This is a genomic window from Arthrobacter sp. AOP36-A1-22 (assembly GCF_052377615.1).
Classification (GTDB): domain Bacteria; phylum Actinomycetota; class Actinomycetes; order Actinomycetales; family Micrococcaceae; genus Arthrobacter_H.
In genome coordinates this window covers 84,371-99,322 of record NZ_JBQSWX010000002.1, presented here as the reverse complement: position 1 = coordinate 99,322, position 14,952 = coordinate 84,371, and the positions used below count along the sequence as shown (strand labels likewise).

The 14,952-nt window shown below is 67.9% G+C and carries 15 protein-coding genes; 2 read left to right on the top strand and 13 right to left on the bottom strand.

What is annotated here, in order from left to right; genetic code table 11:
- Positions 1-10: 10 nt before the first annotated feature.
- From ACT3S2_RS01775 to ACT3S2_RS01765, 3 genes are all read right to left on the bottom strand, one after another.
- Positions 11-985, bottom strand: a complete 975-nt coding sequence (locus tag ACT3S2_RS01775) for an alpha-ketoacid dehydrogenase subunit beta (RefSeq protein ID WP_444561124.1) — start codon at positions 983-985, stop codon at positions 11-13.
- Positions 982-2,145, bottom strand: coding sequence for a pyruvate dehydrogenase (acetyl-transferring) E1 component subunit alpha (gene pdhA, locus ACT3S2_RS01770; RefSeq protein WP_444555643.1), 1,164 nt, complete (start codon positions 2,143-2,145; stop codon positions 982-984). The genes ACT3S2_RS01775 and pdhA overlap by 4 nt, the downstream gene beginning before the upstream one ends.
- Before the next feature lie 122 nt (positions 2,146-2,267).
- Positions 2,268-3,389, bottom strand: a complete 1,122-nt coding sequence (locus tag ACT3S2_RS01765; protein ID WP_444555644.1) for a histidinol-phosphate transaminase — start codon at positions 3,387-3,389, stop codon at positions 2,268-2,270.
- Positions 3,390-3,504: 115 nt separating this feature from the next.
- On the opposite strand from ACT3S2_RS01765, the gene ACT3S2_RS01760 reads away from it, so the two are divergent.
- On the top strand, positions 3,505-3,915 hold the full coding sequence (locus tag ACT3S2_RS01760; protein WP_444561157.1) for a phage holin family protein: 411 nt from the start codon (positions 3,505-3,507) through the stop codon (positions 3,913-3,915).
- Between the two features lie 15 nt (positions 3,916-3,930).
- Here ACT3S2_RS01760 and ACT3S2_RS01755 read toward each other — a convergent pair whose 3' ends face one another.
- Both ACT3S2_RS01755 and ACT3S2_RS01750 read right to left on the bottom strand, forming a co-directional pair.
- Complete coding sequence (locus ACT3S2_RS01755) at positions 3,931-5,394, bottom strand: hypothetical protein (protein ID WP_444561123.1); 1,464 nt, start codon at positions 5,392-5,394, stop codon at positions 3,931-3,933.
- Complete coding sequence (locus ACT3S2_RS01750) at positions 5,391-5,609, bottom strand: hypothetical protein (protein ID WP_444555647.1); 219 nt, start codon at positions 5,607-5,609, stop codon at positions 5,391-5,393. The genes ACT3S2_RS01755 and ACT3S2_RS01750 overlap by 4 nt, the downstream gene beginning before the upstream one ends.
- Before the next feature lie 201 nt (positions 5,610-5,810).
- On the opposite strand from ACT3S2_RS01750, the gene purB reads away from it, so the two are divergent.
- A complete protein-coding gene (gene purB, locus ACT3S2_RS01745) occupies positions 5,811-7,220 on the top strand; it encodes an adenylosuccinate lyase (RefSeq protein ID WP_444555648.1) in 1,410 nt (469 codons plus the stop codon).
- 3 nt (positions 7,221-7,223) lie between these two features.
- On the opposite strand, the gene ACT3S2_RS01740 is transcribed toward purB, so the two are convergent.
- From ACT3S2_RS01740 to ACT3S2_RS01705, 8 genes are all read right to left on the bottom strand, one after another.
- A complete protein-coding gene (locus ACT3S2_RS01740; RefSeq protein ID WP_444555649.1) occupies positions 7,224-8,051 on the bottom strand; it encodes an ABC transporter ATP-binding protein in 828 nt (275 codons plus the stop codon).
- Positions 8,048-9,202, bottom strand: coding sequence for a FecCD family ABC transporter permease (locus tag ACT3S2_RS01735; protein ID WP_444555650.1), 1,155 nt, complete (start codon positions 9,200-9,202; stop codon positions 8,048-8,050). Before ACT3S2_RS01735 ends, ACT3S2_RS01740 begins: the two co-directional genes overlap by 4 nt.
- On the bottom strand, positions 9,199-10,170 hold the full coding sequence (locus tag ACT3S2_RS01730; protein WP_444555651.1) for a FecCD family ABC transporter permease: 972 nt from the start codon (positions 10,168-10,170) through the stop codon (positions 9,199-9,201). The genes ACT3S2_RS01735 and ACT3S2_RS01730 overlap by 4 nt, the downstream gene beginning before the upstream one ends.
- 85 nt (positions 10,171-10,255) lie before the next feature.
- Positions 10,256-11,296: an iron-siderophore ABC transporter substrate-binding protein gene (locus tag ACT3S2_RS01725; protein ID WP_444555652.1), complete on the bottom strand. Its 1,041-nt coding sequence runs from the start codon at positions 11,294-11,296 to the stop codon at positions 10,256-10,258.
- Positions 11,297-11,428: 132 nt separating this feature from the next.
- Positions 11,429-12,040 (bottom strand): response regulator transcription factor, encoded by a 612-nt coding sequence (locus ACT3S2_RS01720; protein WP_444555658.1) that lies wholly within the window; start codon positions 12,038-12,040, stop codon positions 11,429-11,431.
- Complete coding sequence (locus ACT3S2_RS01715; RefSeq protein WP_444555653.1) at positions 12,034-13,167, bottom strand: sensor histidine kinase; 1,134 nt, start codon at positions 13,165-13,167, stop codon at positions 12,034-12,036. The genes ACT3S2_RS01720 and ACT3S2_RS01715 overlap by 7 nt, the downstream gene beginning before the upstream one ends.
- Positions 13,168-13,178: 11 nt before the next feature.
- Positions 13,179-13,931, bottom strand: coding sequence for an ABC transporter permease (locus ACT3S2_RS01710; protein ID WP_444555654.1), 753 nt, complete (start codon positions 13,929-13,931; stop codon positions 13,179-13,181).
- A 38-nt stretch (positions 13,932-13,969) separates the two neighbouring features.
- The gene (locus ACT3S2_RS01705; RefSeq protein ID WP_444555655.1) at positions 13,970-14,917 is read right to left on the bottom strand and encodes an ABC transporter ATP-binding protein; all 948 of its coding nucleotides are present in this window, start codon (positions 14,915-14,917) and stop codon (positions 13,970-13,972) included.
- Positions 14,918-14,952 lie beyond the last annotated feature (35 nt).

The window sequence follows — 14,952 nt, the reverse complement described above, 5'->3', positions numbered from 1 at the left end:
TCCCGGGCATCTAGTACTCGAACGAACGATCCACGGCATCGAGCAGCTTGTCGATATCCGGCAGGTACTGGTCCTCGACCTTGGCCACGGGGTAGGGCATGTGGAATCCGCCCACGCGGATCACGGGGGCCTCCAGCGAAAGGAAGGCCCGCTCCGAGACCCGGGCGGCGATCTCGCCGCCGATGCCTCCGAACGTGGGGGCTTCATGGGTGACGATGAGCCGGCCGGTCTTGCGGACCGAATCGGTGATGGTGTCGAAATCGATCGGACTGATCGAGCGCAGGTCCACCACCTCGATGCTGCGCCCGTCCTCCGTGGCTGCCTCGGCGGCAGCCAGGGCCACCGGGACCAACGGACCATAGGTGACGATCGTGGCGTCGGTCCCCTCACGGATGACCTGGGCGCTGAAGGCATCCTGCGCCGGATTCTCGGTATCGACCTCGCCCTTGAGCCAATAGCGGCGTTTGGGTTCGAAGAAGATGACCGGGTCCTGGCATGCTGCCGCTTGCTGGATCATCCAGTAGGCGTCGTGGGGGTTCGACGGGGTGATGATGCGCAGGCCCGCGGTATGGGCGAAGAGTGCCTCGGGTGATTCCGAATGGTGTTCGATGGATCCGATGCCACCGCCGTAGGGGATCCGGATGACCACGGGGGCGCCGAAACGGCCCTCGGAGCGGGCGCGCATCTTGGCCAGCTGGGTCGTGATCTGGTTGAACCCGGGGAAGACGAAGCCGTCGAATTGGATTTCGGCGATCGGCTTGTAGCCGCGCAGGCTCATGCCGATCGAGGTGCCGATGATCCCGGATTCGGCCAACGGGGAATCGATGACGCGTGAGGTCCCGAAATCGGCCATGAGCCCCTCGGTGACCCGATACACCCCGCCGAGCCGGCCGATGTCCTCACCGATCAGCAAGGATTTGGGGTTCTCCTCCAGCACGCGGCGCAGGCCGGTGGACAGGGCCTTGGCCATGGTCATCCTGGTCATCGGGGACCTCCGGATCCGGGGGTTGCTGCCGGGTCGGCATCGGTGAAGCCCGCCTCGTAGCGGCGATGGAATTCCAGTTCCTCGCGGACCAGCGGGTGCGCTTCGGCGTAGACGTTGGCGAAGGACTGGGCCAGGGTCGGGTCCGGGAAGTCCATGGCCTCCCGGCGGACCCGGGCAGCCATCTCATCCCCGTCCGCCGAAAGCCGGGCGAAGAAGTCCTCGTCGACCAGTTCCGCGGCGCGCAGGTACTTCTCCAGCCGGGCCAGCGGGTCCTTGAGATCCCAGGATTCCTCTTCGTCCGTCGTGCGGTATTTCGTGGGGTCGTCGGCCGTGGTGTGGGCGCTGCGTCGGTAGGTCTGCGCTTCGATCAGCACCGGTCCCCCGCCGCCACGGGCGTGCTCGAGGGCCCACCGGGTGACCGCATGCACGGCCAGGACGTCGTTGCCGTCCACGTGGATGCCCGGGAAGCCGTACCCGGCGGCCCGCGCGGCCAGCGGCACCCGGGACTGGACCTCGAAGGGGACCGAGATGGCCCACTGGTTGTTCTGGCAGAAGAAGACCACCGGGGACTGGTTGCTCGCGGCGAAGACCATCGATTCGTGGGTATCGCCCTCGGAGGAGGCACCATCACCGAAGTACGCGACGACGGCGGTACCCTCCTGCGCCAGACGCTCCTCGTCCCAGTCGGCCTGGTCGCGTTGGATGCCCATCGCATAGCCGACGGCATGGGGCATCTGGGCGGCCAGCACCATCGTGTACATGTGGAAGTTGTTCTCCCGCGGATCCCATCCACCGTTGGAGATGCCGCGGAAGACGCGGAGCATCTGCGGGAAATCGACGTCGCGGGTCAGCGCGACGCCATGCTCGCGATAGGTCGGGAAGAGGTAGTCGCGGGCTTCGGTGGCCCGGCCGGAACCGATCTGCGCGGCTTCCTGGCCACGCAACGGCACCCAGAGCGCCAGTTGCCCCTGCCTCTGCAAGGCGGTGGCTTCCTCGTCGAACCGGCGGGTCAGCGCCATATCGCGGTAGAAGCCGCGGAGCGCATCGGCATCCACATCCGCCAGATAGGGCGAATACTCGCTGTCGGTGACGAGTTCTCCATCCGGCGTCAGCAACTGGATCAGCTCCGGTGCCGCGGCCGCCTGGGCGGTTGAGGTCATGCGCGTGGGTACCCTTCACTTAGAAATATGCCTCCCGCGGCATAGGTTCCGCAGGAGGCATATAACGGAAATACCACTCCAGCCTACTGGCCCGTGGGCCCGTGGCCGGAACCGGCTACCGGCTAGGAAACGGCGGGTCGTTTTGGATACTTGCTACAAACCTCGAGGAAACGCGTATTGGCCTCCTCCTCGCCGATGCTCACCCGCAGGCCCTCGACACCGAAGGCCCGCACGGACAGTGCCTGCTCGTCGGCAACCCGGGCGAAATCGGGGGTATCGGCCCCGAAGTCGAGCCAGATGAAGTTGCCCTGGGGGTCGGGGACCTCCCAGCCGATGGCCCGCAGACCCTCCACGACACGGGTCCGTTCGTCGACCAGGTGTTGTACCCTTTCGACAACCTGGTCGATGTTCTCGATCGAGGCGACCGCCGCCTTCTCGGCCAGACTGGATACCGCGAACGGGGTGGCGATGACGCGCAGGTACTGCGTGATGGACGGATGCGAGATGGAGTAGCCGACGCGCAGGTTGGCCAGCGAGTGGGCCTTGGAGAAGGTTCGCAGGACCACGACGTTCGGGTACTTCCGGTACATCTCGATGCCGTCGACGGCGTCCTCGAGGCGGACGAACTCGTTATAGGCCTCATCGATGACGATGAGCACGTTTGCCGGGACCGAGTTGATGAACTTCTCCACCTCGGCGGTCGTCAGCGCCGGGCCGGTGGGGTTGTTGGGGGTGCAGAGCATCACGACGGAGGTCTGGGCATTCACGGCTGCCGCCATGGCGTCGAGGTCATGACGCCCGTCGGGCAGGTTCGGGATCTCCACGGCATCCGCGCCGGTGGTCTGGACCACGATCGGGTAGGCCTCGAAGGAGCGCCAGGCGTAGATGACCTCATCGGCGACGTCATCGTCGTTCTGGCCGGCAAAGGTCTGCAGGATCTGGGTCAGCGCGCCGAGGCTGCCGGCGCCGGTGACGATGTCTTCGGCGGGAACGTCGAGGTATCCGGCCAGTGATTCGCGTAGCTTCGTTGCCAGCGGGTCCGGGTACCTGTTGTAGTCCACACCCTCGCGGATGGCCTCCATGACTGCCGGGACGGGACCCAGCGGGTTCTCGTTGGAGGACATCTTATAAGAGGTGAGGCCGGAGACGGCGGTCGGAGGTTTGCCCGCGGCATACTTCGGAAGCAGATCCAGCACCGGACGTGGTTGCACCTTGACGGGGGTGGCGGGGTTCTTATTGCTCATGTCTCTACCCTAGCGTCGCCACGGCCTCCCCCGCCGCCCGGACCCCGGCATGGCTCGCCGATCCACCGGCCCCGAAACACCGGTCCTCCGGGTGGCGGTATGGAAAGATGGCAGGATGCTGCGCTTCATCGTCAGAGTCATCGTCAACGCCGTGGCCCTCGCTGCCGCCGCCTGGATCATCCCGGGGATCTCCGTCGGCTCCTCGGCCGCGAGCCAAGCCACGGGGAACGACAGTGCGGGCACCGTGGTGGCCTACCTGTTCATCGGCCTGATCTTCGGGATCGTCAACGCCGTGGTCCGCCCGATCATCAGCTTCCTCTCGGTACCCATCACCTGCCTGACCCTGGGGCTGTTCGCGATCGTCATCAACGCGGCCATGCTGCTGCTGACCTCCTGGTTGAGCAGCTACACCCCCATCGGCCTGCATGTGGACACGTTCTTCTGGGATGCGGTCCTGGGCTCGCTCATCATCAGCATCGTCTCGGCACTGATTGGTTGGGTCGTCCCGGACCGCCACGACCGCTAGGAACCCACGCCGCCTCTAATGCGGCGGGGTGCTGTCCAAGGCCCGATGCCTGGGGCGCCCCGGCGGGCGGGGGACCGGTTTGATCCGGGCCTTGCGTGGCCCGGTCGACGGCACGCGACGGAGCTTGACCGTGGTCACGGTGGCCGTGGTGGCGCCGGCGAACAGGGTCCCCAGGGCAGTACGGGCCTCCACGACGCCGGGGTCGTCGCTGGTGGCCAGTTCCCCTGAAAGCTGCGTGTAGTTGCCCAGCTGGTGCGCGGCCCCGAACCCACCGGCTTGCAGATCGGTATCCGGGGCATACCCCTCGAAGTGCACGGTGACCTGGTTGCTGCTCTCGGGGTTGGGCCGGCCATCCAGGCCCGGCACCATGTCATCGACATGCTCCAGGTGCAGCCCGCGGGTGCCCTCGGGCAGCACCGTGCTGCCGACGGGCGATCCGGTGGTGACGACGTATTCGACGTCGTACCGGGCCGCCAGGTCCTCATCCACGGCCAGGTTCGCCGCATGGATCCCCCCTTGGCTGTATCCGGTGATGACCAGCCGGTCCCCCGGGCGGGCCCCGGACGCGTCCAGCGCCTCGGCCGCGGCCTGGGCCACCTGCCTGCTGCCCATCCCGGTCCCCTCCACGATGCCTGATTCGTCGAAGGGATTCCTCGAGGCCCAGTACCGCCCCTGCCGGGCCGGTTGGGTCCCCGGGATCGTCAGGACATGAACGGGCCCGCGCGCTGTCCGGGTGGTGGTGACCAGCACCGCCCCCTCCCCCGAGACCTGCGCCTCCGCCCGGCGTTGGAGATCCATCAGGTCCGGCACCGTGCCCTCGAAGGCCTCCGGTGCCGCCGTCGACACGGCCCCGAGGCGAATGGTCCGCACATTGAAGATCCATCGCACGGCGGCCAGCCCGGAGAGCCCGGTGGCCATCCGTTCGGCCACCCCGCTGCGGAAGGGGCCCCCATGATCCCGATCCCCCAGCAGGCGGGCGACCACCGAGGACGCGGCCGCCATCGAGGGATCCGAGGCGGGCCGGCCACCGAGCAGCAACCAGGGAAGTCCGTAACCGGGAGCCGCATTGATCAGGTCCTCGGTGGTCTGCGTATCCGGATGGCCATGATTGGAGGAGAACCGGTCCTGCACGGCGGCAGGTAGCACGGCGGAGCGTTGCTCATAGGCCTTCAAGGCCGCCCTGCGTTCAGCCTGCTCATAGATTGCCCGGCTGGCATCGAGCCCGGCCCGGCACTCTTCCACGGTGTCGCCGACCCCGATCGCCAGTTGGTTCCCCGAGCGTAGATACGCCTCGGCCGCGGAGGGGAGGAACCGCCCCTCGACGGCGACCGGGGGCCCGGCATCGGCCAGAGCGGTGGTGATCAGCATCCGGGCCGCGATCAGACACTCGCCGGCCCGGGCCAGCCGTGCCGCGGCGCGTTCGAATTCGTCGAGTTGGAAGTCGGCGCTGGGAGAACCCCCCGAGCTGGAATGGCTCACGGGGCACCGGCCAGCGCGGAGGCCCGTTCACTGGCGAAGGCCACCAAGGCGTCCTCCAATTCGCGCGGCAGGGCCTCGAGCTGGCCCAGGCATGACTCGAGCCGGCGGCGGTAGGCCATCCCGGCCGGGGACCGCCAGTCCACGTTCAAGGCGGCCAACAACTGCCCCCTGGCTTCGGAGACCTCCCCCAGCGCCAGACGCGTCCTGGTTTCCATCACCTCACGATCCACCAGCACCCCTCCCGCCTCCGGACCCCGTCCGAGGTCTCCATGTCGCCGCGGATACCCCCACGGTAGGAGAAGCACCGGACCGGCACAGGCCCCGCCGTCGTTCTTGTGGATATCCGCGCGCCCGGCCCGCCGCGGGAGAGGTCATCCGGTCCCGCCCCGGGCGCGGCTCATGAAACAATGGGCCCCATGGCTGAATCCGCGCGCACCTCCCTTGCATCCGAACCGCTGGCCCTTGGCGCCCTCGACGGACGGTACCGTCCGGCCGTGGCCCCGCTGGTCGATCACCTTTCCGAGGCGGCCCTGAACCGAAACCGGGTCCACGTCGAGGTCGAATGGCTGATCCACCTGACCTCGCGGTCAGCGCTTCCGGGCGTCTCCCCACTGACCTCCGAGCAGATCACGGCCTTGCGGCGGATCGTCACCGACTTCGATATCGACTCGGTCTCCGAACTCGCCGAGATCGAGGCCATCACCGTCCACGACGTCAAGGCCGTGGAGTACTACATCAACCGCCGCCTGCCGGGGATCGGCATCGAGGATCTGACCCCGCTGGTGCACTTCGGGTGCACCAGCGAGGACATCAACAACCTCTCCTACGCGGTCGGGGTGAAGGACGCGGTCACGCAGGTGTGGCTCCCCGCAGCCCGGGCCCTGGTGGGGCAGATCGGCGCCATGGCCGAGACCACCCGCACCGTGCCGATGCTCTCGCGCACGCATGGCCAGCCGGCCACGCCGACGACACTGGGCAAGGAGCTCGCCGTCACCGCCTGGCGGCTGACCCGCCAGCTGGACCGGATCGAACGCACCGAGTACCTGGGCAAGATCAACGGCGCCACCGGCACCTACGCCGCCCATTACGCTTCGGTCCCCGACACCGACTGGCAGGAGGTCTCCCGCACGTTCGTCGAAGGCCTCGGCCTGGACTGGAACCCGCTGACCACCCAGATCGAATCCCACGACTGGCAGGCCGAGCTCTACGCCGACGTCGCCCGCTACAACCGGATCCTGCACAACTTCTGCACCGATGTGTGGAGCTACATCTCCATCGGCTACTTCGCCCAGGTCCCCGTGGCCGGGGCCACCGGGTCCTCCACGATGCCGCATAAGGTCAACCCGATCCGCTTCGAGAACGCCGAGGCCAACCTGGAGATCTCCAACGGCCTGCTGGACACCCTCGGCGCGACCTTGGTGACCAGCCGCTGGCAGCGCGACCTCACCGACTCCTCCTCGCAGCGCAACATCGGCACCGCCTTCGGCCACTCCCTGCTGTCCATCTCCAATGTGGCCAAGGGGCTGGAACGCCTCGACGTGGCCGAGGAGGTCCTGGCCGACGACCTGGAACACAACTGGGAAGTGTTGGGCGAGGCGATCCAGATGGTCATGCGGGCCGAGGCCATCGCCGGGGTCCCCGGCATGGAGAACCCGTACGAACGGCTCAAGGAGCTCACCCGCGGACACCGGGTGGACGCGACCCGGATGAAGGAATTCGTGTCGAGCCTGGGGTTGAGCGAACAGGCGTCGGCCCGTTTGAAGGAGCTGACCCCGGGGACCTACAACGGGATTGCCGCTGAGCTGGTGGACCACCTGGGGCGGTAGTTCCTAGTCATCCCCCACGCCGGCACGGAGGTGGGGGACGACCATGGGGGTGCCCGCTTGCGGGTCGTCCATGATCTCGGCCCCCAGGCCGAAGATCCCATGCACCAGTTCCGAGGTCAGGATCGACCGTGGTGTTCCGTGCGCCCGGATCGCCCCCTCCTTCATCACCACCAGATCCGAGGCGAAGCGTGCCGCCTGGTTCAGATCGTGCAACACGGCCACGATCGTCCGGCCTTCCCGGTTGAGCTCGGCGAACAGCTCCAGGAGGTCGTATTGGTGGGCGATGTCCAAAAACGTCGTCGGCTCGTCGAGCAGGATGATGTCGGTGTCCTGGGCCAGCACCATCGCCAACCAGGCCCGCTGGCGTTGGCCCCCGGAAAGGGAGGCCACGGGCGTCTGCTCCGATCCGAGGAGCCTGGTGCGTTCCAGGGCCGCGGAGATGGCCACGTCGTCGGCCGGGGACCATTGACGCAGCAGCGTGTGATGGGGGTGGCGTCCGCGGGCCACGAGCTCCCCGACGGTGATCCCCTCCGGGGCCACGGCGCCCTGGGGCAGCAACGACACCCGGCGGGCCATGGTCCGCCCGCGCAGGCGGGCCACCGGTTCCCCGTCCAGGGTGATCCTTCCGGCGGCGGGCCGGTTGACGCGGGCGAAGGCCTTGAGCAGGGTGGACTTGCCGCAACCGTTCGGGCCCACGATGACCTTGAAGTCCCCGGCGTGGATGTCCAGGTCCAGGTTCTCCACGATGGTGCGGTTCCCGTAGCCCAGACGGATGGCTTCGGCGCAGAGGAGCGGACCGCGGTGGCCGGTTTCGGCGGGTGGGCGGCTCATGTCTGCCCCTTTCTGAATTCGTGGACGAGCAGGAGTCCCAGATAGACCCCGCCGATGGCCAGGGTCAGGATCCCGACGGGCAACGCCTTCGCCCAGGGGGCTTGTTGGGCGACGAGGTCGGCGGCCACCAGGAGCACGGCGCCGGTCAGCCCGGAGAGCAGCAATTGGGGTCGCCCGCTGGCGGCGAGGCGTCGTGCTATATGCGGGGCGGTCAGGGCGATGAAGGCGATTGGACCGGCGACGGCGACCGCCCCGCCGGCGAGGATGACACTGAGCAGGACGGCACGACGGCGGGTACTCACCGCCGGGGAACCGAGCCCCTGGGCGACGTCGTCCCCCATTTCGCTCAAGGCCAGCGGGACACTCAACAACGCCAAGGGAATCGCACAGACGGCCAGCACGATTCCGACGATGGCTGCGTGCTCCCAGGATCGCGCTTCGAGGCTTCCGTTCAGGTAGGCCGAGAGCATGGTCGCCTGGTCACGGGCGACCAGATAGACGACATAGTGGGTGAAGGCGGCGGCCATCGCCGAGACCCCGATGCCGGCCAGGATCATGCGCAGTGGATTCCCGAATCCGGTTCCGGTGCCCAGGGCGACGAGTCCTACAGCGGCAGCAGCACCAAGCACCGAGCCCACCGGAATCGAGGCAGCACCGGGCAGCAGCAGGCCGAATAGGGCCGCGCCCGCACCGGCCCCGGCGCTGACACCGATGACGTCGGGGCTGCCCAACGGGTTGCGGGTCACCGATTGGAACAGGGCCCCCGAGAGGCCCAACGCCACCCCGGCCCCGATGGCCACGACCAGACGCGGGCCGCGTAATGTTCCCAAGACGAAGGCCTGCTTGGCGTCCTCGGCCCCGCCGAAAAGGGCCCCGAGGAGTCTGGACGGCTCGATCCCGAGTCCGCCCATCGTCAAGGTTGCAAATCCTGCAGCCAGCACTGCGGCCACCAGCAGGAACCCGACGGCCAGCGGGCGTCGGGACACCGGCAGTGCGACGTGGTGGCCCAGCCGCAGGACGGGTCCGACCGCCGCAGGCCTTGGCTCTGGTTCCCGGTGCCGTGGTGGCCGGGCTGCCGGTTCCTGCGCGGATCCGGGAGTGGTCTCTTCGTCGTCCCCCCGGGATACCGGGCGCGTAGTCAGATCACTCATGAGCGGTCCCCGAGTTTCCTGACCACCAGCAGCAGGACCGGGGCCCCGACGAAAGCGGTGACGACGCCGACCATGAGTTCCTGCGGGCGCAGCAACACCCTGCCGATGACGTCGGCGGCGAGCAGCACGGCGGGCCCGACCAGGAGGGATCCGATGAGTTGGCGGCGCATGTCCAGTCCGACCAGGGCCCTGACGATATGCGGTACGGCCAACCCGATGAAGGCGATCGGCCCGACGGCGGCGGTGGCGGCGGCACTCATCAGGGTCGCGGCCCCGAGCCCTCCGGCCCGGATGAGCCCCGTATGGACGCCGAGTCCGGTGGCGGCGTCGTTCCCCAGGGCCAGTGCGTTCATTCCTCCGGCGACGGCGAACGCCATGACGAGACCCAGCAGCAGGAACGGCAGGACGGAAAAGAGCTGGGCGTAGGCGCCATGGTGCAGGGAGCCGACGACCCAGAAACGGTAGTTGTCGAAGGTCTGGGGCAGACTGAGCGCGATCCCCTGGACGTAGGCGGTGAGTACCGCGGTCACGACGGCACCGGCCAGGATCAGTCGCACCAGATTGGCGTTGCTGGATCCCGCGGTGCCCACGACGTAGACGACTATCGCTGCCATCCCGGCCCCGACCAGGGCCACCCAGACCGCCGCGGGGGATCCCAACGTCAGGCCGAAGAGTGCCGTGCAGGTGACCATGGCCGCTGCGGCGCCGGCGTTGATGCCCAGCAGGCCGGGGTCGGCCAGCGGGTTGCGGGTGGCGCTTTGCATCAGGGTCCCGGCCACGGCCAGGGCGGCACCGACGGCGACGCCGAGCAGGGTGCGTTGGTAGCGGGCGTCGAACACGGCGGCCAGATAGGGATCTGCATGACCGCCGAGGGCATCGAAGACCTGGGTCAGGGTGGTGGGCTTGGAGCCGAGGGTCAGGCTCGCCAGGACGACGACGGCCAACACCAGCAGGCAGCCCACGAACACGGGCACCCCGCGCGGCAGGCGCGGACGGGGTGTCCGGGCCTGCCGCGTGCCGTCGGTGGTGGTGCCGAGGGTGCTGATGGCGGGGTTACTTTCCGGCCTGCTCGATGGCCTCGTCGATCATCGGGAGGTAGCGGTCCACGGCATACGGGACCGTCAGCGGGTTGATCATCGAGGAGGCGGTGACGAAGGCGTTGTCCTCGCTGGCGACCACCGCGCCCTGCTTGATGGCGGGGATCTGGGCGTAGAGCTTATTCGATAGGGCCTGCTTGCGGGCTGCAGCGTCGGAGTAGAACGTGAAGATCAGGTCGCTGTCGTTGAGCTGGTCGGCATTTTCGTAGCCGATGACCGCAGAATCGGTGCCTTCGGTCTCCTCCATCTCCTCCACGGCAGCGTCGACCTTCAGGCCCAGGGCCTTGACCATGGCGGCGCGCTGCTCGGTGGGTTTGAAGACCCCCAGGGTGTCGGGGGTGGTGTAGATGTAGGAGAAGGTGTGCTCGGCATAGTCGGGGTGCTCCTCGGCGACATCGGAGAGCTGCTGCTTCAGGTCGGAGACCAGGTCCTGGGCCTCGGCTTCCTCTCCCAGCGCCTGCCCGACGATGTCCATCTGCTCATCCCAGTCGATGCTCCAGGCCTGATCCGGGTAGGCGACGGTCGGGGCAATCGCGTCCAGGGTGTCGAACTGCTCCTGGGTCAGACCGGACCAGGGGGCCAGGATGACGTCCGGTTCCAGATCGACGATCTTTTCCATGTCGAGCTTCTCCCCGGCCCCGACGAGTTCGGGCAGCTCCCCGCCGTCGTCCTCCACTGCGTCGTGGATCCACGGCAGGTAGCCGGTGTCGTCGGCGGCCCACGCATATTCCTCCATCCCGACGGGGATGGTGCCCAGGGCGATCGAGGTTTCGGTGGAACCCTGGCCCAGGGTGATGACCCGCTCCGGTTTCTCGGGGATCTTTGCTTCGCCCAGGGCACTGTCGATCGTCACGGGGAAGCCGGCGGTCTCACCGGAGGAGGCTTCCTGGCCGTTGCCGGCGGCAGCGTCGCCGCCGGCACAGCCGGTCAACACGAGGGCCGACGCGGCGGTCAGGGCCACGGTCGCCCCGAAGGAGCGGAGAGAGGGAAGGGGCATGAGGATCCTTAGGTGATGCGGTCCCGCAGGGGTCCGGCGCGACTCCGGAAATGTACGAAAGTTAGGTTACCCCAACCTAATAAGCGATGTACAACGCCACGGGTTCATCATCTAATTATCGGTGCGGTGATCCTACAGCCACCCGCGCTCGGCGGCGATGCCCGCGGCCTCGATCCGGTTGACCGCCCCGGTCTTGCCGATGGCTGCGGACAGGTGGTTCCGCACGGTCCCCGCGGAGAGATGCATGGCCGCCGAGATCGCCGCGACGGTCCGACCGTTCCGGGCCTGTGCGAGAACCTCGCGCTCCCGCTCGGTCAGCGGGTTCCGCCCCTCGGATAGCGAGGTGGCCGCCAACTGGGGGTCCACCACCCGCAACCCGGCGTGGACCTTGCGGATGGCCTCGGCCAACTCGGCCGCCGGGGTGTCCTTGACGACGAATCCGCTGGCCCCTGCCTGGAGCGCTTCACGGAGATAGCCGGTGCGCCCAAACGTGGTCACCATCAGCGTCCGGCAGCCGGGTACCTCCTGGTGGATCCGGCGGGCGGCCTCGATCCCGTCCAGGCCCGGCATCTGGATGTCCAGGACGCAGACGTCGATCTCGCAGGAGGCCGCCCGTTCGACGGCGTCCACCCCGTTATCGGCTTCGGCCACGACGTCCAGGTCGGTTTCGAGTCCCAGCAGTGCCACGAGGGCACCGCGCACCAGCGCCTGGTCGTCGGCGACGAGGATTCTGATGCTCACCAGCTGGCCTCCACCCGAGCTCCGCCGAGCTCTGCTGCTCCGATGCGGAAACCCGCCCCGGCTTCGGCCATGCGCTCGCTCATTCCACAGACCCCGTTCCCGGCCGTGCTGGTCCCCCACCCGACCCCGTCGTCTTCAATGACCAGTGAATTGGGGCCGAAACGGATCACGCAGCGGGTGGCCTGGGCATGGCGCAGCACGTTCGTGCCCGCCTCGCGCAGGAACCAGCCCAGCGGCCCATGGAACTTCTGCGGGACCTCCCCGGCGGGCTCGCCTTCGATATCCACGTCGATCCCTGCCCCGGTGAGCGTGATGCGCAGCGCCTCGAGCTGATTGGGAAGGTCATTGCCCAGCAGTCCACCCACGGTGGTCCTGACGTCGGAGAGGGCTCCACGCACCAACGAACGGATTTCGGCGATCTCCGCGCGACTACGCTCGGGGTCATCAGTGATGAGCCGCTCGGCGAGTTCGGCCTTCACGGCCACCACGGTGAGCGTATGGCCCAGGACATCGTGCACATCCCGGGCGACGCGTTCGCGTTCGGAGACCACGGCGAGGTCGGCCTGAATCTCGTCACTGCGCGTCCCGGCCTCGATGAAGGCGAAGGTGACCATGTTCAGCACGAAGATCCCCGCCTGGATGGCCACGATGTACAAATAATCAGTGATGTCTCCGGCGAGCGCCGACAGCAGGAGGGTCAACCCGATGCTGGCGATGCCCACCGCCCAAGCCCCGGCCCGCGACAGCAGGAAGCAGGCGTAGGCGATCAGGAACGGGCTCATGTAGATCGCGTCGAGGCCGATGATGGCACCCATCCCGAGCAGGATGGCGACCAGTGCGGCCAGGCCCAACGGGGTCCAGCGGACCCACTTCGCTTCCGGGTCCAGCCGGTTGCCCAGGATGAAACCGGTCAGGTAGACGCCGATGAACAGGCCGATCAGCAGGAACGCCAGGACCAGTAATCCGGGGCCGAGGTCGGCCTGGACGACGGCGGCGACGGTATAGCCCAGGAAGATGAGCCAGATGGCCGAAAGGAGCCAGCCGTGGCGTTCCCAACCGCTCCTGGCAGACGACGGCTCGGCCGACGCGACGGACGGACGGGCGGCGGCCCGGGTCTCGGGGATGGTCATCCCGTCGTCTCCTAACGGCGTGCCTGGCCGCGGCGTACGGCCAGGACCGCGACGATTCCGAAGATGAGAAGCCATGCCACCAGATTAGCGATCAACCCCCACAATGGGTCGACTTCCGGCGATTGGGCCTGTGCCCCCTCGAGGATCGGCCACCGCACCAGCCCCACATACCCGTACATGGGGGTGAAGCGTGCGACTTGCAGCAGGGTTCCGCTCAGGGGGATGAAGACGTTCCCGAGGAAGGCCAATATCACCAGGGCTCCGGAGGCGACCCCCATGGCTGAATCGCTTTTGAAAAGCATGGCGATGGCGTAGCCGAAGAGGGAGAACAGGACCGAGCCGACCAGGGCGATGAGGAAGGTGACCGGCCACATCCACGCACTGTCGACGCGGGCACCGGTGAAGGCGCCGACCACGAAGACCACGGCGATGGCCAGCGCGGTGATGGCCAGGGCGACCACCGCCTTCCCGGCCACGAATCCTGCGGGCCGCAGCGGGGTCAGGGCGATCTGTCGACCCCACCCCTGCATCAGCTCGACGGCGGCGACCCCGGTGACGGCGGTGGCGGCCACCGAGGCGCCATAGGCGGCCATCGAGGCCATGATGTAGAATTTCACGTTCCCGTGGCCGGCGGATTCCCCGCCGTAGCCGAAGGACAGCCCGAAGATCACATACATCAGGGCCGGGAGGATCAGGACGAACATCAGGTTCATGACGTCGCGCAGCTGGCGGGTCAGATCGATACGGACGAAGGTGGCATTCATGACGGTTCCTTTGGCGTGGGGGCGAAGCGGGGCGGCGTTCAGGCGCCGGCGGTCTCGGCGGCCGGCTCGTTGGTCATCTGGACGAAGGCGGTCTCCAGGCTGGGGGCGGAGATTTCCAGGTTGGTTCCGCCCGTCCGGGTCAACAGGTGCAGGGCGACGGCGTCGGAATCGCTGGCCGTGACGGTGATGCGTGGACCGTTCACCACCACCGCGGTCACCCCGTCCAGGGCCTTCAACTCGGCCAACCGCGGGTCGGCCGCATCGATGGTCCCGTGCTCCTGCAGGGTCGCCGCGACGGTTCTGCCGGAGGCCAGGGCCCTGACATTGGCGGTGGTTCCGTCGGCGATGATCTTCCCGGCGTTCATCAACACGATGCGCTGGGCGAAGCTCTCGGCCTCCTCCAGGTAGTGGGTGGCGAAGATGACTGTCCTGCCTGCCGTGGCATCCCGGCGCATGGTGGCCCAGAAGGCGCGGCGGGCGTTGACATCCATGCCGGCGGTCGGCTCATCGAGGATCAGCACGTCTGGGTCCGGCAGCAGGGCCAACGCGAATTTGAGCCGCTGCTGCTCGCCACCGGAACATTTGACCACCTTGCGGTGGGCCAGCCGGGTGATGTCGGTGGCCTCCATGACCTGTTGGACCCGGTCCTGGGCCCCGTGGAGGGAGGCGATGGCCAGTACGGTCTCCTGGACCGAAAGGTCCCGGAGCAGGCCGCCGGTCTGCAGGAGGGCGGAGACCCGGCCGGCACGGACGGCTTCCTGGGGTTTGCCACCGAAGATGGAGACCGTCCCGGAGGTGGGGTCGGTCAGCCCCAGGGCCATGTCGATGGCGGTGGTCTTGCCGGCCCCGTTGGGTCCGAGCAGGGCGACGATCTCCCCCGGGGCGACACTCAGGCTGATGCCGTCGACGGCGTTGAGCCGGCCCCCGTCCACGGAGAAGGTCTTGTGTAGGTCCTGGAGTTCGAGGGCTGCTGTCGTGGTGTCCATGGGACCAGTCTTGTGGTTGAGCCGTTCCGACGCCT

Excerpts from the sequence above, each read along its gene's own strand:
- ACT3S2_RS01775 (WP_444561124.1), bottom strand. The coding sequence starts at position 985 with ATGACCAGGATGACCATGGCCAAGGCCCTGTCCACCGGCCTGCGCCGC.
- purB (WP_444555648.1), top strand. The coding sequence starts at position 5,811 with ATGGCTGAATCCGCGCGCACCTCCCTTGCATCCGAACCGCTGGCCCTT.
- ACT3S2_RS01735 (WP_444555650.1), bottom strand. The coding sequence starts at position 9,202 with ATGAGTGATCTGACTACGCGCCCGGTATCCCGGGGGGACGACGAAGAG.
- ACT3S2_RS01725 (WP_444555652.1), bottom strand. The coding sequence starts at position 11,296 with ATGCCCCTTCCCTCTCTCCGCTCCTTCGGGGCGACCGTGGCCCTGACC.
- ACT3S2_RS01705 (WP_444555655.1), bottom strand. The coding sequence starts at position 14,917 with ATGGACACCACGACAGCAGCCCTCGAACTCCAGGACCTACACAAGACC.
- pdhA (WP_444555643.1), bottom strand. The coding sequence starts at position 2,145 with ATGACCTCAACCGCCCAGGCGGCCGCGGCACCGGAGCTGATCCAGTTG.
- ACT3S2_RS01715 (WP_444555653.1), bottom strand. The coding sequence starts at position 13,167 with ATGACCATCCCCGAGACCCGGGCCGCCGCCCGTCCGTCCGTCGCGTCG.
- ACT3S2_RS01740 (WP_444555649.1), bottom strand. The coding sequence starts at position 8,051 with ATGAGCCGCCCACCCGCCGAAACCGGCCACCGCGGTCCGCTCCTCTGC.
- ACT3S2_RS01765 (WP_444555644.1), bottom strand. The coding sequence starts at position 3,389 with ATGAGCAATAAGAACCCCGCCACCCCCGTCAAGGTGCAACCACGTCCG.
- ACT3S2_RS01710 (WP_444555654.1), bottom strand. The coding sequence starts at position 13,931 with ATGAATGCCACCTTCGTCCGTATCGATCTGACCCGCCAGCTGCGCGAC.
- ACT3S2_RS01750 (WP_444555647.1), bottom strand. The coding sequence starts at position 5,609 with ATGGAAACCAGGACGCGTCTGGCGCTGGGGGAGGTCTCCGAAGCCAGG.
- ACT3S2_RS01760 (WP_444561157.1), top strand. The coding sequence starts at position 3,505 with ATGCTGCGCTTCATCGTCAGAGTCATCGTCAACGCCGTGGCCCTCGCT.